The 25,827-nt window shown below is 61.3% G+C and carries 26 protein-coding genes and 1 tRNA gene; 11 read left to right on the forward strand and 16 right to left on the reverse strand.

The window, feature by feature from the left end:
- Window positions 1-19: 19 nt before the first annotated feature.
- From HX792_RS10115 to HX792_RS10140, 6 genes are all read right to left on the reverse strand, one after another.
- Window positions 20-1,021 carry an alpha/beta fold hydrolase gene (locus tag HX792_RS10115; protein WP_176995944.1) on the reverse strand — a complete coding sequence of 334 codons (1,002 nt, stop codon included), beginning with the start codon at window positions 1,019-1,021 and terminating at the stop codon, window positions 20-22.
- A 45-nt stretch (window positions 1,022-1,066) separates the two neighbouring features.
- Window positions 1,067-1,510 carry a YqaA family protein gene (locus tag HX792_RS10120; protein ID WP_176995945.1) on the reverse strand — a complete coding sequence of 148 codons (444 nt, stop codon included), beginning with the start codon at window positions 1,508-1,510 and terminating at the stop codon, window positions 1,067-1,069.
- Window positions 1,507-1,953: a DUF411 domain-containing protein gene (locus HX792_RS10125; protein ID WP_176995946.1), complete on the reverse strand. Its 447-nt coding sequence runs from the start codon at window positions 1,951-1,953 to the stop codon at window positions 1,507-1,509. Before HX792_RS10125 ends, HX792_RS10120 begins: the two co-directional genes overlap by 4 nt.
- A gap of 109 nt (window positions 1,954-2,062) precedes the next feature.
- A complete protein-coding gene (locus tag HX792_RS10130) occupies window positions 2,063-2,521 on the reverse strand; it encodes an SRPBCC family protein (RefSeq protein WP_176995947.1) in 459 nt (152 codons plus the stop codon).
- Between the two features lie 81 nt (window positions 2,522-2,602).
- Entirely contained in the window at window positions 2,603-4,597 is a 1,995-nt protein-coding gene (locus tag HX792_RS10135; protein WP_176995948.1) for a methyl-accepting chemotaxis protein, read from the reverse strand.
- A gap of 134 nt (window positions 4,598-4,731) precedes the next feature.
- Window positions 4,732-5,727 carry an aldo/keto reductase gene (locus HX792_RS10140; RefSeq protein WP_176995949.1) on the reverse strand — a complete coding sequence of 332 codons (996 nt, stop codon included), beginning with the start codon at window positions 5,725-5,727 and terminating at the stop codon, window positions 4,732-4,734.
- A gap of 117 nt (window positions 5,728-5,844) precedes the next feature.
- On the opposite strand from HX792_RS10140, the gene HX792_RS10145 reads away from it, so the two are divergent.
- Window positions 5,845-6,756: a LysR family transcriptional regulator gene (locus tag HX792_RS10145; protein ID WP_176995950.1), complete on the forward strand. Its 912-nt coding sequence runs from the start codon at window positions 5,845-5,847 to the stop codon at window positions 6,754-6,756.
- A 15-nt stretch (window positions 6,757-6,771) separates the two neighbouring features.
- On the opposite strand, the gene HX792_RS10150 is transcribed toward HX792_RS10145, so the two are convergent.
- Complete coding sequence (locus HX792_RS10150; RefSeq protein ID WP_176995951.1) at window positions 6,772-6,912, reverse strand: hypothetical protein; 141 nt, start codon at window positions 6,910-6,912, stop codon at window positions 6,772-6,774.
- Between the two features lie 186 nt (window positions 6,913-7,098).
- On the opposite strand from HX792_RS10150, the gene HX792_RS10155 reads away from it, so the two are divergent.
- The gene (locus HX792_RS10155) at window positions 7,099-7,293 is read left to right on the forward strand and encodes a hypothetical protein (RefSeq protein WP_176995952.1); all 195 of its coding nucleotides are present in this window, start codon (window positions 7,099-7,101) and stop codon (window positions 7,291-7,293) included.
- Window position 7,294: 1 nt separating this feature from the next.
- Here the strand turns inward: HX792_RS10155 and HX792_RS10160 are convergent, their stop codons facing one another.
- Window positions 7,295-7,675, reverse strand: coding sequence for a fe2+ zn2+ uptake regulation protein (locus HX792_RS10160; RefSeq protein WP_176995953.1), 381 nt, complete (start codon window positions 7,673-7,675; stop codon window positions 7,295-7,297).
- A gap of 238 nt (window positions 7,676-7,913) precedes the next feature.
- Here HX792_RS10160 and HX792_RS10165 point away from each other — a divergent pair, with 238 nt between their 5' ends.
- From HX792_RS10165 to HX792_RS10175, 3 genes are all read left to right on the forward strand, one after another.
- Entirely contained in the window at window positions 7,914-10,202 is a 2,289-nt protein-coding gene (locus HX792_RS10165) for an acylase (protein ID WP_176995954.1), read from the forward strand.
- A gap of 212 nt (window positions 10,203-10,414) precedes the next feature.
- A tRNA-Cys gene (locus HX792_RS10170) sits at window positions 10,415-10,488 on the forward strand.
- Between the two features lie 451 nt (window positions 10,489-10,939).
- Window positions 10,940-12,448, forward strand: coding sequence for an ABC transporter substrate-binding protein (locus HX792_RS10175; protein WP_371319339.1), 1,509 nt, complete (start codon window positions 10,940-10,942; stop codon window positions 12,446-12,448).
- Window positions 12,449-12,657: 209 nt separating this feature from the next.
- On the opposite strand, the gene HX792_RS10180 is transcribed toward HX792_RS10175, so the two are convergent.
- The 7 genes from HX792_RS10180 to HX792_RS10210 form a co-directional block, all read right to left on the reverse strand.
- Entirely contained in the window at window positions 12,658-13,371 is a 714-nt protein-coding gene (locus HX792_RS10180) for an ankyrin repeat domain-containing protein (protein WP_176995956.1), read from the reverse strand.
- 102 nt (window positions 13,372-13,473) lie between these two features.
- On the reverse strand, window positions 13,474-14,235 hold the full coding sequence (locus HX792_RS10185) for an SDR family oxidoreductase (protein ID WP_176995957.1): 762 nt from the start codon (window positions 14,233-14,235) through the stop codon (window positions 13,474-13,476).
- A gap of 36 nt (window positions 14,236-14,271) precedes the next feature.
- Complete coding sequence (locus HX792_RS10190; protein WP_176995958.1) at window positions 14,272-15,099, reverse strand: DMT family transporter; 828 nt, start codon at window positions 15,097-15,099, stop codon at window positions 14,272-14,274.
- Between the two features lie 74 nt (window positions 15,100-15,173).
- Entirely contained in the window at window positions 15,174-16,079 is a 906-nt protein-coding gene (gene gcvA, locus HX792_RS10195) for a transcriptional regulator GcvA (RefSeq protein ID WP_176996177.1), read from the reverse strand.
- 68 nt (window positions 16,080-16,147) lie between these two features.
- Window positions 16,148-17,569, reverse strand: coding sequence for an efflux transporter outer membrane subunit (locus tag HX792_RS10200; protein WP_176995959.1), 1,422 nt, complete (start codon window positions 17,567-17,569; stop codon window positions 16,148-16,150).
- A gap of 2 nt (window positions 17,570-17,571) precedes the next feature.
- The gene (locus HX792_RS10205; RefSeq protein ID WP_176995960.1) at window positions 17,572-19,134 is read right to left on the reverse strand and encodes an MDR family MFS transporter; all 1,563 of its coding nucleotides are present in this window, start codon (window positions 19,132-19,134) and stop codon (window positions 17,572-17,574) included.
- On the reverse strand, window positions 19,127-20,236 hold the full coding sequence (locus HX792_RS10210; protein ID WP_176995961.1) for an HlyD family secretion protein: 1,110 nt from the start codon (window positions 20,234-20,236) through the stop codon (window positions 19,127-19,129). Before HX792_RS10210 ends, HX792_RS10205 begins: the two co-directional genes overlap by 8 nt.
- Window positions 20,237-20,335: 99 nt before the next feature.
- Between HX792_RS10210 and HX792_RS10215 the strand changes: the two genes are divergently transcribed.
- Together HX792_RS10215 and HX792_RS10220 are read left to right on the forward strand one after the other, a co-directional pair.
- Window positions 20,336-21,046 carry a CerR family C-terminal domain-containing protein gene (locus tag HX792_RS10215; protein ID WP_176995962.1) on the forward strand — a complete coding sequence of 237 codons (711 nt, stop codon included), beginning with the start codon at window positions 20,336-20,338 and terminating at the stop codon, window positions 21,044-21,046.
- Between the two features lie 37 nt (window positions 21,047-21,083).
- Window positions 21,084-21,605: a DUF1993 family protein gene (locus HX792_RS10220; RefSeq protein WP_176995963.1), complete on the forward strand. Its 522-nt coding sequence runs from the start codon at window positions 21,084-21,086 to the stop codon at window positions 21,603-21,605.
- An 11-nt stretch (window positions 21,606-21,616) separates the two neighbouring features.
- Here HX792_RS10220 and HX792_RS10225 read toward each other — a convergent pair whose 3' ends face one another.
- Window positions 21,617-22,141, reverse strand: coding sequence for a phospholipase D family protein (locus tag HX792_RS10225; RefSeq protein ID WP_176995964.1), 525 nt, complete (start codon window positions 22,139-22,141; stop codon window positions 21,617-21,619).
- A 148-nt stretch (window positions 22,142-22,289) separates the two neighbouring features.
- Between HX792_RS10225 and HX792_RS10230 the strand changes: the two genes are divergently transcribed.
- From HX792_RS10230 to HX792_RS10245, 4 genes are all read left to right on the forward strand, one after another.
- The gene (locus HX792_RS10230) at window positions 22,290-22,754 is read left to right on the forward strand and encodes a hypothetical protein (protein ID WP_176995965.1); all 465 of its coding nucleotides are present in this window, start codon (window positions 22,290-22,292) and stop codon (window positions 22,752-22,754) included.
- Between the two features lie 201 nt (window positions 22,755-22,955).
- Window positions 22,956-23,900, forward strand: coding sequence for an alpha/beta fold hydrolase (locus HX792_RS10235; RefSeq protein WP_176995966.1), 945 nt, complete (start codon window positions 22,956-22,958; stop codon window positions 23,898-23,900).
- A gap of 69 nt (window positions 23,901-23,969) precedes the next feature.
- On the forward strand, window positions 23,970-24,578 hold the full coding sequence (locus HX792_RS10240; RefSeq protein WP_176995967.1) for a LysE family translocator: 609 nt from the start codon (window positions 23,970-23,972) through the stop codon (window positions 24,576-24,578).
- Between the two features lie 153 nt (window positions 24,579-24,731).
- A complete protein-coding gene (locus HX792_RS10245; RefSeq protein WP_176995968.1) occupies window positions 24,732-25,739 on the forward strand; it encodes a hypothetical protein in 1,008 nt (335 codons plus the stop codon).
- The last annotated feature ends 88 nt before the right edge of the window (window positions 25,740-25,827 follow it).

The following is a 25,827-nucleotide window of genomic DNA, read 5'->3' on the forward strand; positions in this document are numbered from 1 at the left end:
TGCCTCGAAAAAGGTTGGATTAAAGGGCGTTCAAACCCTGCAACAGCGCTTTATGAAACTGGGCCGGTTCCTCCATCTGCGGCGCATGCCCCAGGCCCGGGAACTCCACCAGGGTAGCGTGGGGGATCAGCTGTGCAGCCTGCTTGCCCAGCACGTCGTAGTGACCGAGCTTGGCCTTGACCGCTGGCGGTGCGATATCACTGCCGATGGCGGTGGTGTCGGACGTGCCGATCAGCAGCAGGGTGGGCATCTGCAAGTCCTTGAACTCGTAGTACACCGGCTGGGTGAAGATCATGTCGTAAATCAAGGCCGAGTTCCATGCGACCAGCGTATGCCCCGGGCCTTTATTCAGGCCGGCGAGCATGTCGACCCAGCGGTCGTACTCGGGCTTCCAGCGGCCCACGTAGTAGGTGTTGAGTTCGTATTGGCGGATGCCCTCGGCGCTTAACTTGAGCTCGCGCTCGTACCACTGGTCGACGCTGCGATAGGGCACGCCGAGAGCCTTCCAGTCTTCCAGGCCGATGGGGTTGACCAGCGCCAATTGTTCGGTCTGCGCCGGGTAGAGCAGGGCGTAGCGGGTGGCGAGCATGCCGCCGGTGGAGTGGCCGACAAGGGTGGCTTTGTGAATGCCGAGTTTTTCCAGCAGTTGGTGGGTGTTGGTGGCCAGTTGCTGGAAGCTGTATTGATAGTGCTCGGGCTTGCTGGAGGTGCAGAAGCCGATCTGGTCCGGCGCGATCACGCGGTAACCGGCATCGCTCAAGGCTTTGATTGAGTCTTGCCAGGTGGCGCCGCAGAAGTTCTTGCCGTGCATCAGCACCACACTGCGGCCGTTGGCTTTGCCCTTGGCGGGGACGTCCATATACCCCATCTGCAGGGATTTGCCCTGGGATTGGAACTGGAAGTGCTCAACCGGATACGGGTATTGGAAGCCTTGCAGCTCGGGGCCGTAGGTGGCGGCGAAGGCGGGGGCGGCACTGGCGGTCAGCAGGCCGGCAATGCAGAAAGCGCGGATCAGAGGCATCGGCTGGGCTCCTAGAGAAGGTGCTCGGATGCTGTTGGGAGGCGATTAAGTGGGGATTAACACCCACTGCAGGGTCAAGGCAGCGAGCACGCCGTAACGTACGCCTTTGGCGAGGGTAACCAGCAGCAAGAAACGCCACAGTGGCTCACGCATTACCCCGGCCACCAGGGTCAGTGGGTCCCCGATGATCGGTACCCAGCTGAGCAGCAAGGTCCAATGCCCCCAGCGCTCGTAATGGTGGCGGGCCTTGCCCAATTGCTTGTCGCTCACCGGAAACCAGCGTCGGCCCTTGAAGTGCTCCACCCAACGCCCGAGCCACCAGTTCACCAGCGAGCCCAGCACGTTGCCCAGGGTCGCAACCCCCAGCAATAGCCACAGGCTGTAATGGCCGCTGAGCAGCAGGCCCACGAGCACGGCTTCCGATTGCAGGGGCAATAATGTCGCGGCGCCAAACGCCGCGAAAAACAACCCCAGGTAACCCGCGATCATTGCGCCGGGTAGTCAGCCACCACCACGTCGTTGCCTTCACGGGTCAGGCCGATGACTTGGAAGGCCTCGCTGCGGCCTGGGACTTCCATGCCGGGCGAACCCATGGGCATGCCTGGGGCGGCGATGCCCAGCAGGTCATTGCGTGTGCGCAGGGCCAGGACCTGTTCGGCAGGCACGTGGCCTTCGACGAACTTGCCGTCGATCACGGCGGTATGGCACGAGCCCAGGCGCGGGGCCACGCCCAGGCGTTGTTTGACGGCGCTCATGTCGGCTTCGACATGGTCATTGACCTTGAAGCCGTTGCTTTCCAGGTGGCTGATCCATTTTTTGCAGCAGCCGCAGTTGGCGTCGCGGTGGACGTCGATGGGAATGAGGTCGGCGGCTTGGGCCAGGGTGGTGGTGAACAGGGCTGAGAGCAGAACCAGGCGCAATGGGGTTTTCATAGGATCTCGCGTGCAGGAGGTGGCCGTTGGGATGGCGGGGATCATGACGACGTCATCGCAGGCAAGCCAGCTCCCACAGGTCAGCGGGAGGCGGAGTAATGTTTCTAAATTATACGAAGGCGCCGTTTTCCAGGCGGTGCTTGAGCTGGTCGAGGGCAATGCCCGACAACTCGATCATGCGCTCATGCAGGGTGGCCAGTTGCAGCTCGGTCTCGTAGGTCAGCACACGCTTGAACAGGGTGCCACCGCGATGGGGCTGCAGGAAATAATGGATGGAACCGTCCACGGCCAGGGAGGTGAACACGGTCTTGAACTCGCCGGGGCGCCGAGCGATCTGCACGCGGTAGCTCATGGGGACGCGTACGCCCAGCAGGTCGATGATTTCGGTAAACCGCGCGCCCGCAGGGAGCGAGCCGGTGGTGCCGGTGTCGGCACTCAGGGACGTGGGGTGCCACTCGTGCCAGCGGTCGGGCTGGGTCACGTAGTCATAAACGGCATCGATGGGGGCCTGGATAAAGCGTTCCTGACTGATCCGCTCCAAGCGGACCGATTGCTCGGCAGCGCGCATGGCACACCTCCTGTGTGACGACTAGGAAATGTCAGAATAGTCCTACTCCCGCGCTTTGCACGGGAGCCTCCAGGCAATTGATCAACGGACTTTGAAGCGGCTCATCAGGGCAATCACCCGGCCATTGGCGTCCAGCAGGCTCTGGGTGTTGGTTTCGGTGGCATGGCCGCTGTGCACCAGCTCTTCGACCATTTGTCGGATCTGCACCATGCTGCGGTTGATCTCCTCGGTCACCGCGCTCTGTTGCTCGGCGGCCGTGGCGATCTGGGTGCTGAGGTTGTTGATGTGGCTGACCGAGCCGGCCATCTCATCCAGGCCGGTGTTCACCCGCGCCGTCGCATCCGCCGCCGACTGGCAACTGGCCTGGGTGTTTTCCATGGCGGCCACCGACGAACTTACGCCGGTGGTCAAGCGCGCCAGCATTTCGTTGATCTGCGACGTGCTGGCCTGGGTGCGTGCCGCCAGGGCGCGTACTTCGTCGGCCACCACCGCAAACCCACGGCCTTGTTCGCCGGCGCGTGCTGCCTCGATGGCGGCGTTGAGCGCCAACAGGTTGGTCTGGCCGGCAATCGCGCCGATCACGCCGAGGGTTTCGGTGATACGTGCAGCGTCCTGGCGCATGTTTTCCACGGTGTGGGTGGCGCTGGAGACTTCGCCGATCAACGCGCTGACGCTGGTGGAGGCTTCACCCACCACCACGCGGGAGCGGTCGGCGTGCTCGTTGGCGCGCTGGGTGAAGGCGGCGGTTTCGGCGGCATTTTGCGCCACGGTCTCGGCGGTGGAGCTCATTTCGGTGATGGCGGTGACGGTCTGGTCGGTTTCCGAGGCGTGGCGCACCAGGATCCGGTTGGTCTGCGCCGAGACCTGTTGCAGCTGCTCGAGGCCCGACGACATGGCGCCAGTGGCCTGGGTCACTTCGCCGATCATGTTTTGCAGGTAGACGATAAAGCGGTTGACTGAATGGCCGATGGCGCCCAACTCGTCTTCCGCACGGATGGTGATACGCCGTGTCAGGTCCGCATCACCGGCCGACAGCGCGTCAATGTTGGTCTTCAGCGACTTCATGCGCTGCACCAGTTGACGAATCGCGTACACCGCGAGGAGCACCAGCAGCAACACCATCGGAATTTGCAGCAGGGCTAGGGTGCCGAGGACATCGTCGCGCTGGGCGGTGATCAACGAGGTGGGCAGGGCAGTGGCAAGGAACCACGGGGTGCCTTCGATCGGGCGCAGGTAGAAGGTGCTGGCCACGCCGCCGTTGTCGAACTCACTGCGTTGCAGCCCCTGGTCACGGTGGGCCAGGGCTTTGCTGACCTGCGCGGCAAACGCCGAACTGCCGGCCAGTTCGCTGATGTTTTTCAACACCACCGGGCCATTGATGCGCGAGCTGTTGCTGATGATCTTGCCGTCGCCTTCGACGATGAGCATCTGGCCGCCGATGTCTTTTTCCTTGCTGGCCACCAGTTCATTGAAGAAACCCAGGGTCACGTCGATGGTGGCCACACCGTAGGCCGCACCGTCGCGCTGGATCGCCATGGCGCAGTTGGTGCGCGGCTCCTGGCTGGCGTCATCCTTGTAGGCCGCAGCCCAGGCACACTGGCCGCGTGGCGAGGCGAGGCCGCCTTTGTACCAGCTCTGGTCGTAGTAGTTGGGGGCGGCGTCGCTGTTCCAGAAGGTGTTCACCGTCAGCTTGCCCGAGGCATCGCGGTGCCAGAACGTGCTGTGCTTGTTGCGCCCCGGGGTGCGCTGGTTCGGCAACGGCCAGATCCCGCCACCGAAGACTTTCAGCTCGCCATACTGGTCCACCAGGCCCGGCAGGACCTTGTCGATGGCATCGCTGTCGAGCAGGGGAATGGTCTGGGTGATGCTGCGTTGCTGGGCTTGAACCTTGTTCAATTCGCCCTTGATCTGTTCGGCCACCTCGGCGATGCGGTTGAGCACCACCTGTTCTTCGGTGTGGCGCAGCGTGGGCGCGACCAACTGGCCGATACCCACTACGGTCAACACGAATAACACCAGGACGAACAGCACCAGAAACAGGGTATAGCGGGCTTGGATGGAGCGCAGTGGGGGCATGGGGTCGTCCTTACGAAGCGTTTATGACCGACTTGGCTTTGTTAGAGCTTCGTAGGGCTATCGGCTTGGCAGGACGGAGCTTTAGGTACGATCGTGCAAGAAAATGCGGGCGCCGTTGGCCGGCGCCCCACGGGTCAGATATCCAGCATCGCCATGACCGCTTCGGGGTAGCGCAGGCCGGCGGTAGCGTTGGCGGGGAAGATCGTTTCGAGCGCCGCCAACTCAGCCGGGTTGAGGCGGATGGACACGGCGGCCACGTTTTCTTCCAGGTATTTGCGTTGCTTGGTCCCGGGGATCGGAAGGATGAATTCGCCCTGGGCCAGCACCCACGCCAACGCGAGTTGCCCGGCTGTCACGCCTTTATCGGCGGCCAGTGCCTGCACCTGTTTCACCAGCAGCAGGTTCTTTGCAAAGTTCTCGCCCTGGAAGCGCGGGCTGAGGCGGCGGTAGTCATCGGCGGCAAAGTCGTCCGGGCTTTTCAGGGCGCCGGTCAGGAAGCCCCGGCCAAGTGGGCTGTAGGGCACAAAGGCGATGCCCAGGCGTTGGCAGGCGGCGAGGCAGCCGTTTTCCTGCTGGTCGCGGCTCCACAGCGAGAACTCGCTTTGCAGGGCGCTGATGGGGTGCACTTTATGCGCTCGCTCCAGAGTGGCGGCGGACGCTTCGCTCAGGCCCAGGTAGCGCACTTTGCCTTGTTTCACCAGGTCGGCCATGGCGCCGACGGTTTCTTCGATGGCTACTTCCGGGTCGATACGGTGCTGGTAATAAAGGTCGAGCGTCTCGATGCCAAGGCGGCGCAGGGTGCCGTCGATTGCAGTGCGGATGTACTCGGGTCGGCCATTCACGCCGCGCAGTGCCGGGTTGGCCGGGTCGCGCACGATGCCGAACTTGCTGGCCAGGAACACCTGGTCACGCTTTCCGGCGATGGCCTGGCCGATCAGTTGCTCGTTGGTGTGGGGGCCGTAGATGTCGGCGGTATCGAGAAAATTGACCCCCAGTTCCAGCGCGCGGTGCAGGGTGGCGGTGGCCTCTTGGGTGTCGGCGCCGGTGGTGTAGAAGTCGGTCATGCCCATGCAGCCGAGGCCGATGGCGCTGACGTGGGGACCGTTTGTTCCGAGTTGACGAGTGTGCATGGGTACAGCTCCTGGGTGAGTAGGCGCCCATTGTCATCCTCGACAAAACTGCGATAAACCGGCTAAAAGCACTATCACTGTTTGTAATTTCTAAATAATCGCCCCGGGAGCCTGCCTTTGGACCGATTCAACGCCATGCGTGTGTTTACCCGAATTGTCGAGTTGGGCGGGTTTGCCAAGGCGGCCGACAGCCTGCAGTTGCCGCGTGCCTCGGTGACCATCCTGATCAAGCAGTTGGAAGCGCACTTGGGCGTGCAATTGCTGCAACGCACCACGCGCCAGGTCAGTCCTACGCCGGATGGCGCCGCTTACTACCAGCGCTGCGTGCAATTGCTGACGGACCTGGAAGAAACCGAGGCGGTATTTTCCACCCATCGCCAGAACCCACGGGGTACCCTGAGTATTGATATGCCATCGGGGATTGGGCGGCTGATCGTGATTCCGGCATTGCCGATGTTTACGGCGCGCTACCCGCAGATCGAGCTGGAAATCGGCCTCAACGACCGCCCCGTGGACTTGATCCGTGAAGGCGTCGATTGCGTGCTGCGCGGAGGCTTGGCCCTGGATGAGTCGCTGGTGGCGCGGCCCTTGGCGATGATGGACCAGTTGACCCTGGCCAGTCCTGGCTACCTTGAGCGTTTTGGCGTGCCCGAGACACTGGAAGCATTGGCCGGGCACCAGATGGTCGAGTACGTCTCCAGCGCCAGTGGCAAACGTTTTGGCCTGGAGTTTCAGGTGGGTGCTGAATTACGCGAGGTCAATTTGGCCAAGCAGGTGGCGGTGAACAGCTCTGACGGCTACTTCTGTGCCTGCGAGGCCGGGTTCGGCCTGATCCAGGCGCCGCATTATCACGCGATGCGGCAATTGGCGGCTGGCACATTGGTGGCGGTGCTACCCCAGTTGCCGGTGCCGAAGATGGCACTCACCGCCCTGTACCCGCCGCATCGGCAATTGTCACAGCGGGTCAGGGTGTTCGTGGATTGGTTGGTGGAGCTATGCGCTCAGCCCGGCACTGGGTTGCGACGCTAAATCGCTGTCAGTGGATCAGCGACGTTCGTAACCGTGACCGCCGTCATCGTAACGGTGGTCATGCCAGCCGCCACCGCCGCCATGCGGGAAGAAGAAGCAGCCGCTCATGCTCAGCATGATCAGCAATGGAATCAGCAGTGTGATTCGACGCAACATTTGAAAATCCTCAAGGGTACACACAAGGTCAGTCAGGCAAGCTCAATCAGGCTTGGAACAAGCCAAAGTTTTACATCGCCTGTAACATAGGACCCTGCCGACCCCCGTCCATCCCCGTAACCGGGTATGTGCTTGGCATGTTCGGCGATACAAAGTGGATACATCTATCAGGTTCAGGAACCCGTCATGACTCAAAAGCAGCGTTTGAAATATTCGATTCTGATTGCCCTGTCGGTACTGGCGATCATGTTTGGCCTGTCCTACCTGCAGAACACCGGCGTGATCAGCGAGAAAACCTTCCAGTACATCGCCATTGCCGTGGCGGTGATCGTGGTGGTGATCAACGGCATCATGCGCCGCAAGGTCAAGCCGCATTTCTGATTCAGGCGCGACCTTCCAGTACTTTGGCAGCCTCTTCATGGAGGCTGTAGCTTTTATCGGCATTGAGGGTGATCACGCCTTCGCTGCACAGGCGCTTGAGCACTTCGCGCACGCTGAGAAACGACAACGGAATGCCCAGTTCCAGCAAATGGCTGTGCACGCCGCGCACCCCCAGGGTGCGCTGGTTGTCGGCGGCGGTGAGCAGGGCGTCGATAACCTTCAGCCGAATCAGGCTGGTGCGCAAACCGAAACACTTGAGCAAATGGCGAATCCGCTGGTTGCCTTGCTGTTCGGGCGCTTTGCCGAACGCATGTGTGCCGTTGCCAAAGTTGGCATCGGCAGTCGGTGAATGTCCGTCCGTGGGCAGTTGCGAGTTGTACATGCAAAAAACTCCTTATCAGAGCCTGATCAGGAAAATGATGGCGCTCTTATTAAGTAAGACGTATGAGCGACAGAAATCATGAAGTCCCGGATGTAGAAATTTTGTCGGTATCCGGTTTGTCACCTTGTGGTTGCCCTAAATAAACATGCCCGCCCGCTAAATTATTCCCGACTCATTGCGTCCTTACGGTGGGGTAGTTACCCCTCGTGAGGGTGTTCAATTTGACGGTGGAGTCGGCGTGATTATTTCCAATGGGTTGTCCAGGGCGTGCATGGCAGGGGTGTTGCTGGGGTTGAGCTTCGCTGCGTCGGCACGCGAGCCGGTGGTACAGGCATCGGCGGATATCCGTCGCACCACATTCGGCGTGCCGCACATTCGCGCCAACGATGAACGTGGCCTGGGCTACGGCATCGGGTATGCGTATGCCCAGGACAACCTGTGCCTGCTGGCCAATGAAGTGGTCACGGTGAACGGTGAGCGCGCCCGTTACTTCGGCCCGGATCAGGCGACCCTGGAGGAGCGCAACAACCTCGCCAGCGATGTATTTTTCACTTGGCTCAATACACCGCAGGCGGTGGCCACGTTCTGGAACGCGCAAACCCCGCAGATGCAACAGCGCATGCAAGGCTACGTCGCCGGTTACAACCGTTACTTGAAAGAGCAGGGCGCGCTGGTGCAGTGCCAGGCGGAATGGGTGCGGCCACTGGCTGTTGAAGACCTGGTGAAACTGACCCGTCGGCTGCTGGTGGAAGGCGGTGTCGGGCAGTTCGCCGAGGCCCTGGTGGGCGCGACGCCACCCCAGGCGACTGCCGGCGTGACAGTCGACGGCAAAGCCATCGCACTGGCCGCTGCCAATCAGCAGCGTTTTACCCTCGACCGTGGCAGTAACGCGGTTGCGGTTGGCCGAGACCGTTCCTTCAATGGCCGGGGCATGCTGCTGGCCAACCCGCATTTCCCTTGGGTGGGCGGCATGCGCTTTTATGAAATGCACCTGACCATCCCGGGCCAACTGGATGTCATGGGCGCCGCGTTGCCAGGTTTGCCGGTGATCAATATCGGCTTCAACCAGCACGTGGCGTGGACGCATACCGTCGACACTTCCAAGCACTTCACCCTGTACCGCTTGACCCTCGACCCCAAGGATTCCACCCGCTACCTGCTGGACGGCAAATCCATCCCGCTGGATAAAACCCCGGTCACCGTGCAGGTCAAGCAGCCCGACGGCAGCCTCAAGGCGCAAGCCCATACGGTCTACAGCTCGCAGTTCGGCCCGGTGGTGCAATGGCCGGGCAAGCTCGATTGGGACAACCACTACGCGTTCAGCCTGCGCGACGCCAACCTCGGCAATGACCGCGTGCTGCAACAGTGGTACGCCATGAACCGCGCGACCAGCCTCAAGGAACTGCAAACCTCGGTGCACACCCTGCAAGGCATCCCGTGGGTCAACACCCTGGCGGCTGATGACCAGGGCCAGAGCCTGTACATGAACCTGTCGGTGGTGCCCAACGTCAGCGCCGCCAAGTTGGCGCAGTGCAGTGATCCGCGTGCCGGCCTGCAATTGATCCTGCTCGACGGCGCCCACAGCGCCTGCGCCTGGGATGTGGACCCGCGTGCGGCCCAGCCCGGTATCTTCCCGGCTGACCAGCTGCCGCAACTGGAGCGCACCGACTACGTGCAGCACTCCAATGACTCGGCGTGGCTGGCCAACCCCAAGGCGCCGCTCACCGGGTTTTCGCCGGTGATCAGCCAGGACCACATCGGCCTCGGCCTGCGTGCCCGTTTCGCCGTGCAACGCCTGCAATCCCTGGAATCGCAGCCCATCACCGTGGCCGCGCTGCAACACATGGTGATGGACAACGAGGTGTACCTCGCCAGCCAGGTCATGCCTGACCTGCTCGCGTTCTGCGCCAAACACCTGGGCGCGGATGCGGTGGCCCTGCAACCGCTGTGCACCAGCCTCAAGGACTGGGACCAGCGCGCCAACCTCGACAGCGGCCTGGGCCTGGTGCACTTCATCAACCTGGTACAGCACCTGCAGCAAATCCCCGATGCCTGGCGCGTAGCCTTCGACCCGGCCCAACCGCTGACCACGCCACGCGGCCTGGCCATCGACCGCCCAGTTGTGGCCAACGCCTTGCGTGAAGCCATGCGGGCCTCGACCGCCGAAGTGGCCGAAAACGGCCTCACCGCCAACAGCCGCTGGGGCGACGTGCAGGTCAGCGGCCAAACGCCCATCCACGGCGGCCCGCAAGAACTGGGCATCTACAACGCCATGCAAACCGTGCCTCGCGCCGACGGCAAGCGTGAAGTGGTCAGCGGCAGCAGCTACCTGCAAATCGTCACCTTCGACGACAAAGGCCCGAATGCCCTGGGCGTACTGGCGTTCTCACTGTCCAGCGACCCCGCGTCGAAATACGCGAAGGATCAAACCCAGGCGTTCTCCGAGAAAAAACTGCGCCCACTGCCATTTACCGAGGCCCAGATCAAGGCCGACCCGCAGTATCAGGAGCAGGTCATCAAGGAGTAGGGCGGCCACGCAACTCCTTGATGTCCCTACGAAATATTTTTGAAATCAAGGGGTTGCACGCATTGGCAAATACGTACATAATGGCGCCCATCGAACGCAACGAAGCATTAAAAACTTCAATGTATTCAATGAGTTAGAGTAGAGGCAGGGTTTTATAGCCCACTCAAGTTTTTATGCGGTGAGTGCCAGTAATAGGGGCATTGATCGTTTGAGGCCGAGTAGCAAAATGGTTATGCAGCGGATTGCAAATCCGCCTACGCCGGTTCGATTCCGACCTCGGCCTCCACTCTTAAAAACCCCGTAGATTAACGTCTACGGGGTTTTTTATTGTCTGCGGTTTGGTCATCGCTTCCGCAATTAGCGGCGAGAAGCGGGCGTTACAAACGGGGTTAACGAATCTGTCCCCGTTTCACGCAAATGGGCACCACGTGAATCACTGACCTCTGAAGCAAACACCAACCACGCCTCAAGCGCTGATTACGGCCGCTTTGGGTAAAGTGGCGCGCGTTTGCTGCCCTGCATGAGTGATGTCAGAATAATGCGCCACGCCTTGTACACTCAACGATTAGCGCGATTCCCGGACTATCATCATGCCCAGCCTCTGTTGCTGTTCTAACACGCTAGGCCCACCGAAGAGACTTCTCCTGGTTCAGCTGCGCCGGCTGCTGTGTTTAGTGCTGCTTTGGGATCAATCTGCGTGGGCTGATCCTGGCCCTCGCCAGAATGGCGCCAAACAGGTGATTGATGTACAGCTGCGTTGGAAACATCAGTTCCAGTTCGCGGGGTACTATGCCGCAATCGACAAGGGCTATTACCGCGAAGAAGGACTGGACGTGCGCTTGCACGAGGGTGGCCCCCATGTCACACCAGTAGAAGAAGTGCTCTCTGGGCGTGCCCAATACGGCGAAGCCAATAGTGAATTGCTCTACGCACGCCTGCATGGAAAGCCCTTGGTCGCGCTGGCGGTGATTTTTCAGCATTCGCCTTCCGTGCTCGTGGCTCGCAAAGACCAAGGTATTCGCACTGTGCACGACCTGATCAGCAAGCCGCTGATGTTGATGGATGCACAGACCGATGCTGATTTTCTGGCGATGTTCCGTAGCGAGGGTATACCCCTCGAAAAACTGCAACTTCTACCCAGCAGCTTTCAAATTGGGGATCTAGCCAGCGGTAAGGTCGCGGCGTTCAACTCGTACCTGACCAACGAGCCCTTCTACCTGCAAGAACGGGGCGTGGATTACAACATCATCTCGCCCGTCACCTATGGGATCGACTTCTACAGCGACATCCTGTTCACCAGCCAGGCCGAGATTGACGAAAATCCACAGCGGGTCGAGGCCTTCCGCCGCGCTACCTTGCGCGGCTGGCGTTACGCGATGGATAACCCCGAGCAAATCATAGACCTGCTGCTCAATCAGTATTCGGTGAAGAAAAGTCGTGCGCACTTGCAATTCGAAGCTGAGGCCATGCGCCCGCTGGTGGTATCTGACCTGATAGAGATCGGTCATATGAACCCAGGGCGTTGGCAGCGAATGGCTGAAACCTTTCTCGAACTGGGTATGGTCGACAATATCGCCGGTCTGGAAAACTTCATTTACGATCCAAACCCGCCACAACTCGTCGAGCGGCTGCGCAAGACCATTGTGCTGATCAGTATCGGCAGTGTGCTTGTCCTGATGTTCGCTCTGGTTCTGTTGAATGCCCAGCGCCATCTGCGCAACGAGATCAAGTTGCGCAAACTGGCCGAAGAGGAAGTACACAAGCTGGCCTTCTATGACAGCCTGACTGGCTTACCCAATCGCAATAGTTTTATTCCCTCTGCGAGTCAGAAGCTATTGGCTGCAACGAGCCGTGGAGAACATCTGGCCCTGTGCTATATCGACTTAAATCACTTCAAGCAGATCAATGATCGTTTTGGCCACCAGGCAGGCGATGCCATCCTGATCCATGTAGCCACGGCCATCAAATCCAATATTCGCGAGTTCGAAATAGCCGCGCGCATGGGCGGTGACGAATTCGTAGTGCTGCTCGACGGCGCGCATCACAGAGGCGATATCCAGCGCATCACCCATGAAATCTGCAAGGCCATCAACCTGCCCATCCCATGGAAAAACAGCCAGCTCAAGGTCAGCGCCAGCCTAGGGGTGGCGTGGTATCCGGAAGATGGTGAAGGTCTGGACGATCTGATTTTCAAGGCCGACACCGCCATGTTCCAAAGCAAAGCCAGTATTGCTGCGCAGGCGTAAAGCACTGTCGGCGGGCAGCGCTGAAGGTTGTTAGCCAAGTAATTGCTCAGAACAAGTCCTTTGGATCATCACGAGGGCCTCGGAGCCCATAGCGCCACTGAGCGACCAAAATACCGACCTCTTCAGGCCGACAGCGCCTTCATTAAACCGCCGGTACCGAGAATTTTTATGACTCGCTTAAGTCCGACGCCTCCCATGACGCTAGAAGCTCACCTCAACTGCACAATCTGAGAGCCCCACTCAGGCTCCGGAGCCCCTCGAGCCCTCAATTCTGCGAAGACTTGCGCGGAGCACTCCCCGTAACCCGAATAGCCGAGCTTGATCGCAGACATGCCATCTTCCTCGCGAACATAGGTGGCATCCGCGCCCGCCTGCAGAAGCAACAGTGCGATCTCACTGCCCTTTTTCTTTCCTGCGCTGCACGCGCGGAGCAAAGGCGTCAGCCCGTTTCTATCGACCTGGTCAATGGGGGCGCCGACTTCGATCAGAAATTTCACGAAGGCAATACGCAGCCTGTCAACAGCCGCCTCCATCGCCCCGTCCAGACTCGCACCTGCACCCAATAGCAACTCGACTGTAGCAATTGTCCCGTTGTAAACCGCCGATATCATTGCTGTACGGCCGAACTTATCTTTCAGGTCGACCTCTGCTCCGCGTTTGAGCAGCAACTTCGCAAGCTTTAAGTCGCCGCTTGCGCAGACCGACGCCAGCGGCGTTGAGTACTCGCCACTACCGTTGGGGTTTGCTCCATGGTCGAGCGCATGCAGGAGTATTTCTTCTCTGCGGTAATGGGCAGCTATGTCGAGCACGCTGTGGGGATCAGCTTCAAAGTCGTAGTCATGCCCAATGAAATCCAGAAGCTGCTGCAGGTCACAATCACGCATGAGATTGCTGAGATCGTTTTTAAACCTAAATTCGCTCATTCAGACAAGTCCATTTGTTAGAGGTGAGTTTACGGGTGTTCAACAGATGTCAAAACAGTAGCAGATGATCTTGAGATATCGCTGAGCGCGCACGCTCTCAATCTACTTCCCCCCAGTCACATCAAGAAACGTCCCGGTAATAAATGAAGCCTCGGCACTGGCCAGCCACAAGACCGCTCGAGCCACTTCCTCAGGCTGGCCGCCGCGCCCCATGGGGATCGAGTCTTTAACCCGGTCTACACGCCCAGGCTCGCCACCGCTGGCGTGCATGTCGGTGTAGATGTGACCGGGACGGATGCAGTTGACGCGGATGCCGTCGCGCGCGACTTCTTTGGCGAAGCCGATGGTAAAGGTTTCAACAGCGCCTTTAGAGGCTGCGTAGTCAACATATTCGTTCGGGCTGCCCAGCCGGGCCGATGCTGAAGAAATGTTGATTACCACGCCGCCAGGCCCGTTGTGTCGATAGGCCATGCGCTTGATTGCCTGCTGCGCACACAGGATTGGCCCGATAGCGTTGACGGTAAACAGGCGCTGCATCCGCGTGAAGTCGAGGTCTTCCAGGCGCGATTGCGGCGCCAGCATGGCAGCGTTATTGACCAGTACATCGAGGCGCCCGAATTCACGGTCGATGGCGGCGAATAAATCAGCAATCTGTTGCGGGTCTGCATTGTCGGCGCGTATCGCCAATGCGCGGCGTCCGAGCGCTTGCACATCAGTGACCACCGAGCGTGCGGCGGATTCGTCGCGAACAAAACTGATCGCCACATCGTATCCGCGTGAGGCCGCAAGTCGTGCAGTGGCTGCACCTACACCGCGACTACCACCGGTAATGAGGATGACAGGGGTATGAGTGTGTGTATTCATTTCGCGAACCTCTAGGCATGACAGAAACAGGCGGCTTCAGCCGATCAGGAGGGTGCCCGTCACAATCACCGCACACGCCAGAAACTTGCGCGGGGTGAGGGCCTCACCGAGAAAAAAATAGCCAATCAACGCTGCAAACAAGACGCTGGTTTCGCGCAATGCAGACACCGCGCCCATGGGCGCATAGTACATGGCGTAGATAATGATTGCGTATGCCAACAGCGAGACCAGCCCGCCCGAGAGTGCTGTCGAGAAACCCGGGCGCAGGCTGAACAAGTCCCGTGCGCCGCGCAGGCCTATATAAACCAATGGCATCAGCACGCCCCACAGGGCGCACATCCAGACCGTGTAGGCCAGCGGGGCACCGGAAAGTCGTGCGCCGATGCCGTCAGTGACGCTGTAGGCTGCAATGAAAACGCCGGTCCCCAACGCGTACGGCAGGCTGGGAACCGCAAAGCGGCGCTTATGAAGCGCCAGGGAAATGATCCCACCCGATACCAGCGCAATGCCGAGCATCGCGCTCGCCGTCACGGTCTCCCCGGCGAACACCGACGCGGCGAGGGTAATCAGGATGGGCGAGGAACCACGGGAGATGGGGTAGGTTTGCCCGAGGTCACCCACTTTATAGCTGCGCACCAGGAACAGGTTGTAGCCCACATGCAAGACCGCGGACAGCACGGCGTAAAACCAACTCGCGGGGGCGGGCGCTTTCAAGAATGCGGCGATAACAGCGCTGGTGATGGCAACCGCCACGCACATGATGGTCATCGACCACAGCCGGTCGGCACCGCCTCGCAACAGCGCGTTCCAGCTAGCGTGCAGCAGTGCGGCAAAGAGGATGAGTAATATGATGTGATAAGGCATGCGCCATCCTAGGCAACAGGCGCACCCGACTAAAGCGAAGTCCTTTCATTGCGCTATGAGTAAATCCTCATGCTTTAGAGGTAACGCTGCTGGGCTTGGCTGGATTCAGCCAGGAGCCATTCACGGAAGCTGATGACGTGTGGCTGGGTTTCAATGCCTTTCGGGCAGACAAAGTAGTAGGCGACCGGAGAGGCGAACGGTTCGTTGAACAGCCGCACCAGGCGGCCATCACTGACCTGCGCTTCGACGTGGCCGCTGCGGGCCAATGCAACACCCTGGCCCAACAGCGCCGCTTCGATCGTCATATTGGTGTCTGCAAACCGAACGCTCTCATTGAGTGCAGAAATACCCACGCCCACGTGCTGAAACCATGCTTCCCATTTCGGCACAAGGTCGGCGCCGTCGCGCGTCAGCAGTGGGTAGCGCAATAATTCGGCGGGGTCGTGCGGGGTGCCAAACCGGTTGAGCAGCTCAGGGCTGGCCACGGGGAAGATCTGTTCCCGGAGCAAAAATTCCGAATGCAGGCCCGGGTAATTGCCGTTGCCCAGGCGGATCGCGACGTCCGATTCATCGCTTGAAAAGTGGATGGCTTTATCACTGGTTTCCAGCGTGATCAGGATGTCCGGATGCTGCTGCGACAGGCTCGGCAATCGCGGTAGCAGCCACTTGAGTGCAAACGAGTAGGTGGTACTCACCTTGAGACGCACCCGGCCTTTTTGTTCCCGAAGGTCAGACAGCGTGGCCTCAAGTTTCATGAAAAACTCGCGCACGATCGGCGCAAGTGCAGCGCCTTGGGGCGTCAGCCGCAAAGACTTTCCTCGCTGGAACAGCTGCAGGCCCCAGATGTCTTCCAGATGTTTCAACTGATGGCTGACGGCACTTTGGGTGACGTGCAATTCTTCAGAGGCCGACGTAAACGTTGCATGCCGTGTGGCCACTTCGAAAGCACGCAACGCGGCAGTAGGGGGTAGGTCTCTCATTGGCGGTAACTCGGCGAGCTGCATGAGTGAAGGCTCATGTTAGTTCAATTGCGGACCGGCGCCGATAGTCACAACACCCACCCCAACCCCAGCGCCTTATGCAACGACGCAAAATCCTTCAACAATTCCGCATCCCCCGAAATCCGGCTCTCCTGCGCCTGATACCGCGTGCGCTCCGCATCCAGCCAATCCAACGTGCTCGCCGTGCCCGCGCGGTAGCGTTGCCGCGTCAGGTCCGCCGCACGCACGGCCGACGACTCCACATTGCGCAACAGCACCACGTTCTGCCGCTGATTCCCGTACCGAGCCAACGCCACGTCCGCATCGCGCAGTGCACCGAGCACCACGCTCTTATAGTTCGCGAGTGCCTCGTCACGTCCGGCTTCGGCGCCTTTGACGCTGGCGGCGACGCGGCCGAAGTCGAGGGCGTTCCAAGTGAGGCGTGGCAGGATCAGCCAGGTGCCGTTGTCTTTGCGGGCGAGGTGGCCCGGGTCGCCCGCGGAGAAGGACAGATCGCCCATCAGGCTGAGCTTGGGGAACCAGTCGGCAGTTTTTTCGCCGATCTGTGCGTTGCTGGAGGCCAGCTTGCGCTCGGCTACGCGGATGTCGGGGCGGGCTTTGAGCAGGGCGGCGGGGTCGGCCACGGGCACTTGGTTGGGGATGGCGGGCAGGGCGCGGGCGGTGGCGAGGCGGCTGTCCAGTTCGCCGGGTTCCAGGCCGCAGAGCAGGCCCAACTGGTCGAGGGACTCGACGATGGAGGCTTGCAATGGCAGGCGTTGGGCGCGGGTGTTTTCGGCTTGGGTCAGCACTTGTTCCAGTTGCAACTGCGAGGCCACGCCGCGCTCGCGTCGTTGCTGGGTGAGGTCCAGGGCCTGGTTTTCGATGTCGACGCTGGCGTCTACCAGGGCCAGTCGCGCTTGCTGGTCGCGCAGGTCGGTATAAGCCTGCACGACTTCGGCGGCGAGTTGCACCTGGGCGTCCGCCAGTTGTGCCTGCGAGGCGTCGGCTTCGGCATCGGCGGCTTCGACGGCACGGCGGGTGCCACCGAACAGGTCGGCTTCCCAACTGGCATCGAAACCGGCGAGGTACAGGCTCAATGGGCCGCGTCCGCCACCGCTGCTGCCGCCCAGGGCGGAGGTGTCGGGGGAGCGCAGCTTGAGCAGCGCCGCGTCGCCGGTGACTTTGGGCATCGCGTTGGCGCGGGCGCCGCTGAGGCTGGCGCGGGATTGGCGCAAGCGTGCTTGTGCGGTGGCGATATCGGGGCTGTTGTGCAGCGCCTGTTCCACCAGTTCATCGAGTTGGGCATCCCCCAGCGTTCGCCACCACTGGGCAGCAGCCGGTGCGTTTGACGCGGCCCTGTCAGCATGGGGCAGGCGCCCGGCTGCCAGGGTTTTTGGCGCGACGGCGGGCGCCCCTTGGTAGTCCGGGCCGACGGTGCAGGCTGACAACAAACCAACGGTCAGCAGCAGGGGAAAGGAACGAGCAATCATGGTTATACCGTGCGCTTTTTCAGAATGAAGATCAGGGGCAGGCACGCCAGCATTGCGAGTCCCAGTAGGTAGAACGAGTCGTTGTAGGCCATCACCGAGGCCTGTCGCGCAATGTCATTGGCCAACTGGGCGAATGCCTGCAACTGCGAGGTGGCGGCATCGCCACTCTGGGCCAGGTAGCTGGCGGTGTTGCTCGCCATGTGGTCCTGGGCCAGTTGGCTGTTGGCCAGGATGCCTTCGCGCAAGCGGTCGTCATGGAAGTGGCTGCGGCGGTCCATCAGCACACCGAGCAACGCCAGCCCGATCGTGCCGCCAAGGTTGCGTGACATGTTGTAGAGCCCGGCCGCGTCGCCGGCGTCCTTGGTGTCGACCGAGCGCATCGACAGTTGGCTGAGGGGCATCATCACCAGGATCTGCCCGAAGCCGCGCAGCAATTGCGACCAGACAAAATCATGGCCGACGCTGTCGGCAGTGAGCTGGGTGTCGACGAAGCAACTGGCCCAGTACAACAGCAGGCCGGTGCCGACCATCCAGCGCAGGTCATAACGGCCGAGCATTCGCGGCAAAATCGGCATCAGCAGGAACGCCGGAATGCCCGACAGCAACATGATCGAACCGGACTGTTGCGCGTTGTAGCCCGACAAGATTCCGAGGAACTGCGGCACCAGATACGCCGTGCCATACAGCCCGGCGCCGACGGTGGTGCCAATCAGCAGCACGCTGCCAAAGCTTCTGTTGAGCAGCAATTGCAGGCGCAGGATGGGCGTACTTGAGCGGAATTGCCCGACGGCGATCAGGAAAAGGCCGGTGACGGTGGTGATGGTCAGCCAGGTGATCAGTGTTGAGTCGAACCAATGTTCACGTTGACCCTCTTCCAGCACCACAGTCAGCGAACTCAAGCCCATGGCCAGGCCGAGAATGCCCAGCCAGTCGGCACTGATAAAGCGTTGCAGGTTCATGCGCTCGGTCGGCAGGCCGGTGATCAGCAGGGTGATCAGGGCAATGCTGATGGGCAGATTGAGAAAGAAACACCAGCGCCAGTTGATGTTTTCGGTCAGCCAGCCACCGATCACCGGGCCCAGCAACGGGCCGAGGATGACGGTCATGCCGAACATCGTGGTGCCGATCGCCAGTTGATGTGGCGGCAGGCGCGTGCGCACGATGGTTTGTGCGGTGGGGATCATCGCGCCCCCGGCAAAGCCCTGGCCGATCCGCCCGGCAATCATCGCGCCGAGGCTCGAAGACAAGCCGCAGAACATCGAGAACGCGGTGAACATCAGCGCCGTGCCGATCAGGAAGCGGCGTAGGCCGAACACGCGGGTGAGCCAGGCGGCGAGGGGGATCATGACGATTTCCGACATCAGGTAGCCGGTGGCTATCCAGGTGCCTTCGGTGCCCGTGGCGCCAATTTGCCCCTGGATCTGCGGCAGTGCCGAGTTGGTGATCGACACGTCCAGTGTCGCCAGCAACGCGCCGAGCGCACCGGCGGCGACGGCGATCCAGTCGGTCAACGAGGCGTTGCGCGGTTTCTCGGCGGCCACCGTGGCCATCACGGCTTCAGCCATGATGGGCGTCCGCGCCTTGGGTGCGGGTGTCGACTTCCACCGTGGCCGACAGGCCTGGCATCAGGGCGACGCGCACGTCGTCCGGCACATCCAGGGCGATACGTACCGGCACGCGCTGGACGATCTTGGTGAAGTTGCCGGTGGCGTTGGACGGTGGCAGCAAGGCGAACTGTGCGCCGGTGCCCGGTGAAAGGCTGTCGATATGGCCCTGCAAGTCGCGGCCCGGCAGCGCATCCACGTGCACGGTGACGCTTTGCCCGGGGCGCATGTCGCCGATCTGGGTTTCCTTGTAGTTGGCGGTCAGGTAGATCGCGCTGATCGGTACCACGGTCAACAAGCGCGTGCCGGGCTGCACGTACTGGCCGACACGCACGCCGCGATCGGCCACGCGGCCGTCCAGCGGGCTGCGAATGACGGCGTCATCCACGTCCAGTTGGCTCTGGGCTTCGCTGGCCTTGGCCACGCCAAGTTGCGCCTGGGCCTGTTTGAGTTGGGCCTCCAGCGTGCCATAGCGGGTTTGGCTGGAGCGCAACGCCGCTTGTTTGGCGGCGACGGTGCTGCGGGCCTGGGCCAATTGGTTGTTGAGCTGCGCCAGGCGCTCTTCCGGCTCGGCGCCGGAGCGGGCAAGCGGAGCGTAGCGGGCGACTTCGGTCTGGGCGTGCCGTGCGTCGGCCTCGGCGCCCTGCAGCTGGGCGCGGGCTTCGGCGATGGTTGAGTCCTGCTGCACCAGGTCGGCCTGGGCCTTGGCGTAGTCGGCGTTGCGTGCGGCGATGGTGGCCGTGGCTTCGTCGCTCACCGCCTGGTATTTGCGTGCATCCAGGCGCACCAGCACGTCGCCGCGCTTCACGTTCTGGTTATCGGCCACCAACACTTCGGCGACATAGCCATTGATCTTCGGCGCGACGCTGATGCTGTCTGCCTGCAAATAGGCGTCGTCGGTGGTTTCGATGAAGCGCCCGCTGAGCCACCACCAGGCGCCCCAGCCCACGCCGACCAGCAGGGCCACGGTGGCCAATGTCAGCAGGATGCGTCGGGCTTTGCCGCGTTGGCCGTTGACGGTGTCTTCAGGAATGACCTGAGGGGAGGGCGGTGCAGCGGACATCGAGGTCACTCCAGTTTTATAACAGGTGGAATAAATTCTATTTTTCGCGAAATTTTGTCAACTGGTATATTTTGGTCCGGTCTTTAAAGGGAGCTGCACATGGCACGACATAAACCGGCCGCCGAGGGTGGCTACCAGCGCGGTGAAGAAACCCGTGCGCGGATTGTCGAGGCGGCGGTCGCGGTATTTGGCGAGCGTGGCTACGACGGCGCGTCCACCCGTGACATCGCCAGCGCGGCCGGGGTCAACGCGCCTGCGATCCAGTACTATTTCGATGGTAAGGAGGGCGTGTATCTGGAGTGCGTCGAGCACCTGATCGCACTGTTGTGGCGCAAGATGGCACCCTCCGTGGAAGCCGCCGAGCACGCGCTGGCCGATGCGGGAACCGACGATGCCGTCCTGATCAATGCGTCACTGGGCATCCTGGGCACGGTGGTGTCGACGATCCAGGACAGCCCGCAGACCAGTGCCTGGCGCGCATTCCTGGACCGTCATCAAGCCGGCCTGTGCCCGGAAAGCGCGACGATGGCCTTTGAAGAACGCTTCAAGGCGCGCATCGGGCGGGTGATCCGCCAACTCATCGCGCGCCTGGCCGGTTTTGCGGTCGAGGACGATCGCACGGTGATTCATTCCATGGCGCTGTTTACCCAGGGCCTGGCGTTCCGGTTACAGAAACCCAAGTTGCTCGCGGCCTTGAAGTGGACCGAAATCAGTCAGAAAGAAATGGAGCAGGTCCGTGACGTGGTGCTGATGCAGGCACGCTTTACGCTGGAAGGGTTGGTGAGGCAGCGAGGCCTCAACGGCGCTTGATACACACTCTTTTTGTATCCCTTACGAAGGAATCATCATGTCGGCATACACCCACACCATTCCCTGTTTTACGAACATGCTGAACTCGCTCAAGGGGCTGCTCGCCAAAGGCCAAGCGCACGCCGAGACCCTGGGCTACGACGCGAAAAACCTTCTGGACGCACGTCTCGCACCGGACATGCATCCCCTGGCCACCCAGGTCCGCTACGCCTGCACCCAGGCCCACGAAGCGGTGGGCCGGTTGAGCGGCCATGCGGTAGCCCCGTTGGACACCCCAGCGTCCATGAGTGGAGCCGTCGCCCTGATCGACCAGACCCTGCAACACCTGGCCAGCGCCGATCGCAGCCTGATCGAAAGCCGCGCAGGCGAGGTGATCACCATTGAACTGCCCGGTGGCATTGCTTTCGAGATGACCGGCAACGAATACGCGGTCAACTGGGCCACGCCGCAGTTCTATTTTCACCTGATGACCGCGTACAACCTGCTGCGGCACAACGGCGTGCCGCTGGGCAAAGCGGATTACGTGCCGCATATGTTTGCGTACCTGCGCAAACCATAAAGGCCAGCGCATTAGCGTGCCGAATACGGCACACCCAGCTCCCACCGCGACTGCCAGTGCTCAACGTACTGGCGCGCCACCTCCGGCTGATTACGGATGACCACCACGTTTTCCGAGTTCAGCGTTTCGGCCGAAGCGGCGTAGTTGAACGAGCCGGTCTGCACCGTGGCGCCGTCGACGATGAGGGTCTTGTCGTGCTGCAGGTGGAAATGGTCGCTGGTGCGCAGTTCCACGCCGTTGCGGCTGACAAAATCCATGGCTTTCTTGCTGGCCTTGCCCAGGTTGCGTTTTTTGTCGATGACCACACGTACGTTCACGCCGCGCTGTTTGGCCTCCACCAGTGCCTGGGTGATGTCTGTGGCCTGGAAGGAATAGGCGAGCATCTGGAGGCTGTGCTGGGCACTGCCAATGGTGTCGAGCACCAATTGGCGGGCGGTGCCTTCCGGTGAAAAGCCGACCTGGATGTCGCTCGCGGCCATGACCGGGCAGGCCAGGCCAAGCAGTGCGGCCAGTGTGATACGTCGCAAAACTGTCATGATGAGTACCCGAAAACGCCGTGAACATCGGCCAGCCGTTGTGAAATGTTGTGAAGTGCCATGGAATGGCCCTTTGCCCATGCTACCGTCCGCGACGGGGTATCGTCAGCACGACGATTTCATTCGTTTCATTGAGGGAGCAGCGCCGATGTCTACTACCGTAACGCCCGCGACCGGCGGGCCGAGCACGCCAAAGTCTTCACCGTCCTCGTTCGATGACAAGTTGAACATCGCCAAGTCCAGCAAGGTGATTGCCGACTACATGCGCCAGTCGGGCAAGTCGGCCATTACCAAGCAAGAGCTGACACAGCTCGCTAACAATGCTTCGGGCAAGGTGCCCGCCAATGTGTCCGATGCGGCCAAGTACATGGAGCGTCATCCGGACGTATTCACCGCCATCGAAACCCACGACGTGGCGGGCGCCGACAACCTGTCCGGCGTGTGGAACTTCGATTGGGCGGCCAACGGTGGCCTGAACGGCACCTCGACCGATGCCATCGCCAAGATGCAGGACACGTTTGACCTGGCGATTGCCAAATCGGCGCAGATCACCGAAATCAGCACCGCCAAGAAAGCCGAGCTGGATTCGACCAAGCAACGGCCGCAGAACTGAGTGACGGGCGCCGTCAGGCCTGATAAACGGTTCCCGGGATGTTGGTCGGGAACCGTTTACCCATCTTTCTTCCATTCGTGATGTGTTCAGCGCCGATTCAAGCGAAGTGCGCAAGTATACCGGTCAGTGAAGGCAATCAATTGCAGGGCACCCGCGATTGCCAGCCATCCGTTTATCCACCTCGCTGTCGGAGATGCCTTGATGCTTGTCGTGGTTGCTGTGCTTGCCATCGTTGCCGCGTGCGTGTGGTGGACGTACCCACGGGTGGGGGATGTGCTGTTCGAGGTCATCGCCCGTGTCGAATCGCGGCGCTCGCGGCTCAAGGCGGTCACCGTGCCGATCAAGGGCATGACCCTGGCCACTTACCAGGGCGGGGAGCGCCACGCGCCAGCCCTGTTGCTGCTGCATGGGTTCAGTGCCGACAAAGGCGTGTGGCTGGGGTTTGCCCGGCACTTTGTCGACGACTACCGGCTGCTGATCCCAGACCTTGCCGGCCATGGTAAGAATGCCTTCGTGGCGGGCGGCGACTACAGCATCGCGGCCCAGGCGCGGCGCATGGTGGCGTTGCTGGATGCGTGCAAGGTCGACAAGGTGCATGTGATCGGCAGTTCCATGGGGGCGTATGTCGCCACCTGGCTGGCGACCCATTACCCGCAGCGGGTGATTTCCCTGGGGTTGATTGGTGCAGCCGGTGTGCACTTGCCGCAACCCAACGAAGTGGAAGAACTGGTCAACCGCGGCGACAACCCGTTCCTTATTCATTCACGGGCACAGTTCGACCGTTTTTTCGCCATGACCATGGCCGCACCACCCTACATTCCTGAAGTGCTGCTGGCCGCCGAAGCACATACCTATATCCGCCGTCGCGAGGCATTGGCCGAGATCTTCGCCAACTTCTCCGACAGCCCGCGCCTGGAACCCTGGTTGCCGCAAGTGCGGGTGCCCAGCCTGATCCTGTGGGGCCGCGAAGACCGCATGGTGCCGGTGGCCAGCGCGCAAACCTGGCTGGCGGGCATTCCCCATGCGCACCTTGAGATCCTCGACGGCATCGGCCACCTGCCGATGATCGAGTGCACCGAGCAAACCGCGGCGCACTGTCGCCAGTTTCTCGACCGCGCCAAAGTGTATTCCTCGATCCGCCCCTAGCTGTACGGGGCGGTTGGATCCACAAACCACTACTGTCGCAGGCATACCACTTCGCTTGGATGCCGCGCCATGTTCATGTCTACCAGCCTGTTGTCGGCCTTTGTGCTGTTCGCCTTTGTGTCGTCGATCACGCCGGGGCCCAACAACACCATGTTGCTGGCGTCGGGGGTGAACTTCGGCTTTCGTCGCTCCATGCCCCATGCGCTGGGGATCAGCGTGGGGTTCATGCTGCTGGTGATTTCAGTCGGGCTGGGGCTGGGTGAGGTGTTCAAGGTCTTCCCATGGGCCTACAGCGTATTGCGCTATGCCGGCGCCGCGTACTTGCTGTACCTGGCGTGGAAAATCGCCAATGCCGGGGGCATGTCCGAGGGCAGTGATGCGCAGGGCACGCCGATGACGTTCCTGGGCGCCGCAGCCTTTCAGTGGGTCAACCCCAAGGCGTGGATCATGGCGCTGGGGGCGATCACCACCTACACGCCGGCCGAGGGCTACGTGACCAATGTGCTGGTGATCGCGCTGGTGTTTGCCGTGGTCAACTTGCCCAGTGTCTGTGTGTGGGTGGTGTGTGGCAGTGGGCTGCGCAATGTGCTGCGCGAACCGCGCTGGCTGCGGCTGTTCAACTGGTCGATGGCGGGGCTGTTGGTGGTGTCGTTGTACCCGATGCTGGTTGCCCGCTGATATAGCCGCGTGCCGCCATTGACGGGGTTTGATGGGCTACTGCATGCTCGGCGCTGCATGTCAGGCCTGCTACGGGATGTTGCGGCACGAAGCGATTGAACGGGCGTCGGGTTCGAAGTATCGCTTCAGAATCCTTCTATGAGAAACCCGAGCGTGAAGCGTCCCCTCGTCCTTGCTGTGCTCATGGCGGCATCCGTCGCCGCCCATGCCGACAACCTCGTCGGCATCCGCGCCATCGAAACCACCTACCACCAATTACTCTCCGAGCTTGACCGCAGCCGCGGTGGCCGGCCGGATGCCGACACCCGTCAACGCATCACCACGGCCGCCCAGGCGTTCCAGGCGACGATGCAGCGCGATGGCGGTGCGCGTGACAACCTCAACACCGACGTGAAGAACATCGTCGCCTCCCTGAGCGACGGCAGCTACAGCGCCGACGGCAGCATTCGCGCGTTGCAGCGCGACGCCAAGGGCAGCGTGATCGACGCCGGCCCCTGGAAGCCCGCCCTGGCTGGCAACCCCATTGCCCAGCCGATCGGCACCCACCTGAACCAGACCAGCGAAGGCGACTGCGTTGGCATTTCGGTGGTCAAGGCGTTTTCCAACACCCAGATGGGCGCGCAGATCCTGCAACGCGGTGTCACGCTCAATACGGACGGCAGTTTCAATGTGAGCCTGCCGGGCGCGCCTTCAACGGTGTTCCACCTGCAAGCCGCCGACCTCGACCAATATGGCAAGGGTGACGCGCCCGCTGCGGCGGTGGTAGGGGCGATGTTCCAGTACTTCCACCTCGACCCGGCCAAGGGCTCGCTGCCAACCAACAAGGTCATGGAGCTGCTGGCCGGCCAATACGGTGATCACCAGCGCCTGGCCGATGCCCACAGTTCACCCCAGGACATCACCCAGTTTCTGCTGAGCCATGCGAGTGTGGTGGGCAGCCGGGCGGCCATCGTGTTCGGCGGCAAACCGGCGCGTAATGGGGATTGGTCCAAAGGCGACGGGCATGCCTTTGCGATCATTCATATCGACCCGGCGAGCGGCCAGCTCAGTTACACCAACCCCTGGAACGAGGGTGTGCAGGTGCGCACGATTGCGATCAGCGACCTGGCGGCGCAGGCCGCGGGCACCTCGGCGGACTTCGAAATGGTGACGTTCCGCTGAGTACTGCTTAAACCGGCGAGATGGTTGCCAGCAGGCCGATGCCGATGGTCAGCACCAGAAAGCCGAACAGGAAAAGTGCCATCTTGGT

Source organism: Pseudomonas sp. B6002 (genome assembly GCF_013385985.1).
Taxonomy (GTDB): Bacteria; Pseudomonadota; Gammaproteobacteria; order Pseudomonadales; family Pseudomonadaceae; genus Aquipseudomonas.

Excerpts from the sequence above, each read along its gene's own strand:
- HX792_RS10115 (WP_176995944.1), bottom strand. The coding sequence starts at position 1,021 with ATGCCTCTGATCCGCGCTTTCTGCATTGCCGGCCTGCTGACCGCCAGT.
- HX792_RS10120 (WP_176995945.1), bottom strand. The coding sequence starts at position 1,510 with ATGATCGCGGGTTACCTGGGGTTGTTTTTCGCGGCGTTTGGCGCCGCG.
- HX792_RS10125 (WP_176995946.1), bottom strand. The coding sequence starts at position 1,953 with ATGAAAACCCCATTGCGCCTGGTTCTGCTCTCAGCCCTGTTCACCACC.
- HX792_RS10130 (WP_176995947.1), bottom strand. The coding sequence starts at position 2,521 with ATGCGCGCTGCCGAGCAATCGGTCCGCTTGGAGCGGATCAGTCAGGAA.
- HX792_RS10135 (WP_176995948.1), bottom strand. The coding sequence starts at position 4,597 with ATGCCCCCACTGCGCTCCATCCAAGCCCGCTATACCCTGTTTCTGGTG.
- HX792_RS10140 (WP_176995949.1), bottom strand. The coding sequence starts at position 5,727 with ATGCACACTCGTCAACTCGGAACAAACGGTCCCCACGTCAGCGCCATC.
- HX792_RS10150 (WP_176995951.1), bottom strand. The coding sequence starts at position 6,912 with ATGTTGCGTCGAATCACACTGCTGATTCCATTGCTGATCATGCTGAGC.
- HX792_RS10155 (WP_176995952.1), top strand. The coding sequence starts at position 7,099 with ATGACTCAAAAGCAGCGTTTGAAATATTCGATTCTGATTGCCCTGTCG.
- HX792_RS10160 (WP_176995953.1), bottom strand. The coding sequence starts at position 7,675 with ATGTACAACTCGCAACTGCCCACGGACGGACATTCACCGACTGCCGAT.
- HX792_RS10180 (WP_176995956.1), bottom strand. The coding sequence starts at position 13,371 with ATGAGCGAATTTAGGTTTAAAAACGATCTCAGCAATCTCATGCGTGAT.
- HX792_RS10185 (WP_176995957.1), bottom strand. The coding sequence starts at position 14,235 with ATGAATACACACACTCATACCCCTGTCATCCTCATTACCGGTGGTAGT.
- HX792_RS10190 (WP_176995958.1), bottom strand. The coding sequence starts at position 15,099 with ATGCCTTATCACATCATATTACTCATCCTCTTTGCCGCACTGCTGCAC.
- gcvA (WP_176996177.1), bottom strand. The coding sequence starts at position 16,079 with ATGAGAGACCTACCCCCTACTGCCGCGTTGCGTGCTTTCGAAGTGGCC.
- HX792_RS10200 (WP_176995959.1), bottom strand. The coding sequence starts at position 17,569 with ATGATTGCTCGTTCCTTTCCCCTGCTGCTGACCGTTGGTTTGTTGTCA.
- HX792_RS10205 (WP_176995960.1), bottom strand. The coding sequence starts at position 19,134 with ATGGCTGAAGCCGTGATGGCCACGGTGGCCGCCGAGAAACCGCGCAAC.
- HX792_RS10210 (WP_176995961.1), bottom strand. The coding sequence starts at position 20,236 with ATGTCCGCTGCACCGCCCTCCCCTCAGGTCATTCCTGAAGACACCGTC.
- HX792_RS10215 (WP_176995962.1), top strand. The coding sequence starts at position 20,336 with ATGGCACGACATAAACCGGCCGCCGAGGGTGGCTACCAGCGCGGTGAA.
- HX792_RS10220 (WP_176995963.1), top strand. The coding sequence starts at position 21,084 with ATGTCGGCATACACCCACACCATTCCCTGTTTTACGAACATGCTGAAC.
- HX792_RS10225 (WP_176995964.1), bottom strand. The coding sequence starts at position 22,141 with ATGACAGTTTTGCGACGTATCACACTGGCCGCACTGCTTGGCCTGGCC.
- HX792_RS10230 (WP_176995965.1), top strand. The coding sequence starts at position 22,290 with ATGTCTACTACCGTAACGCCCGCGACCGGCGGGCCGAGCACGCCAAAG.
- HX792_RS10235 (WP_176995966.1), top strand. The coding sequence starts at position 22,956 with ATGCTTGTCGTGGTTGCTGTGCTTGCCATCGTTGCCGCGTGCGTGTGG.
- HX792_RS10240 (WP_176995967.1), top strand. The coding sequence starts at position 23,970 with ATGTTCATGTCTACCAGCCTGTTGTCGGCCTTTGTGCTGTTCGCCTTT.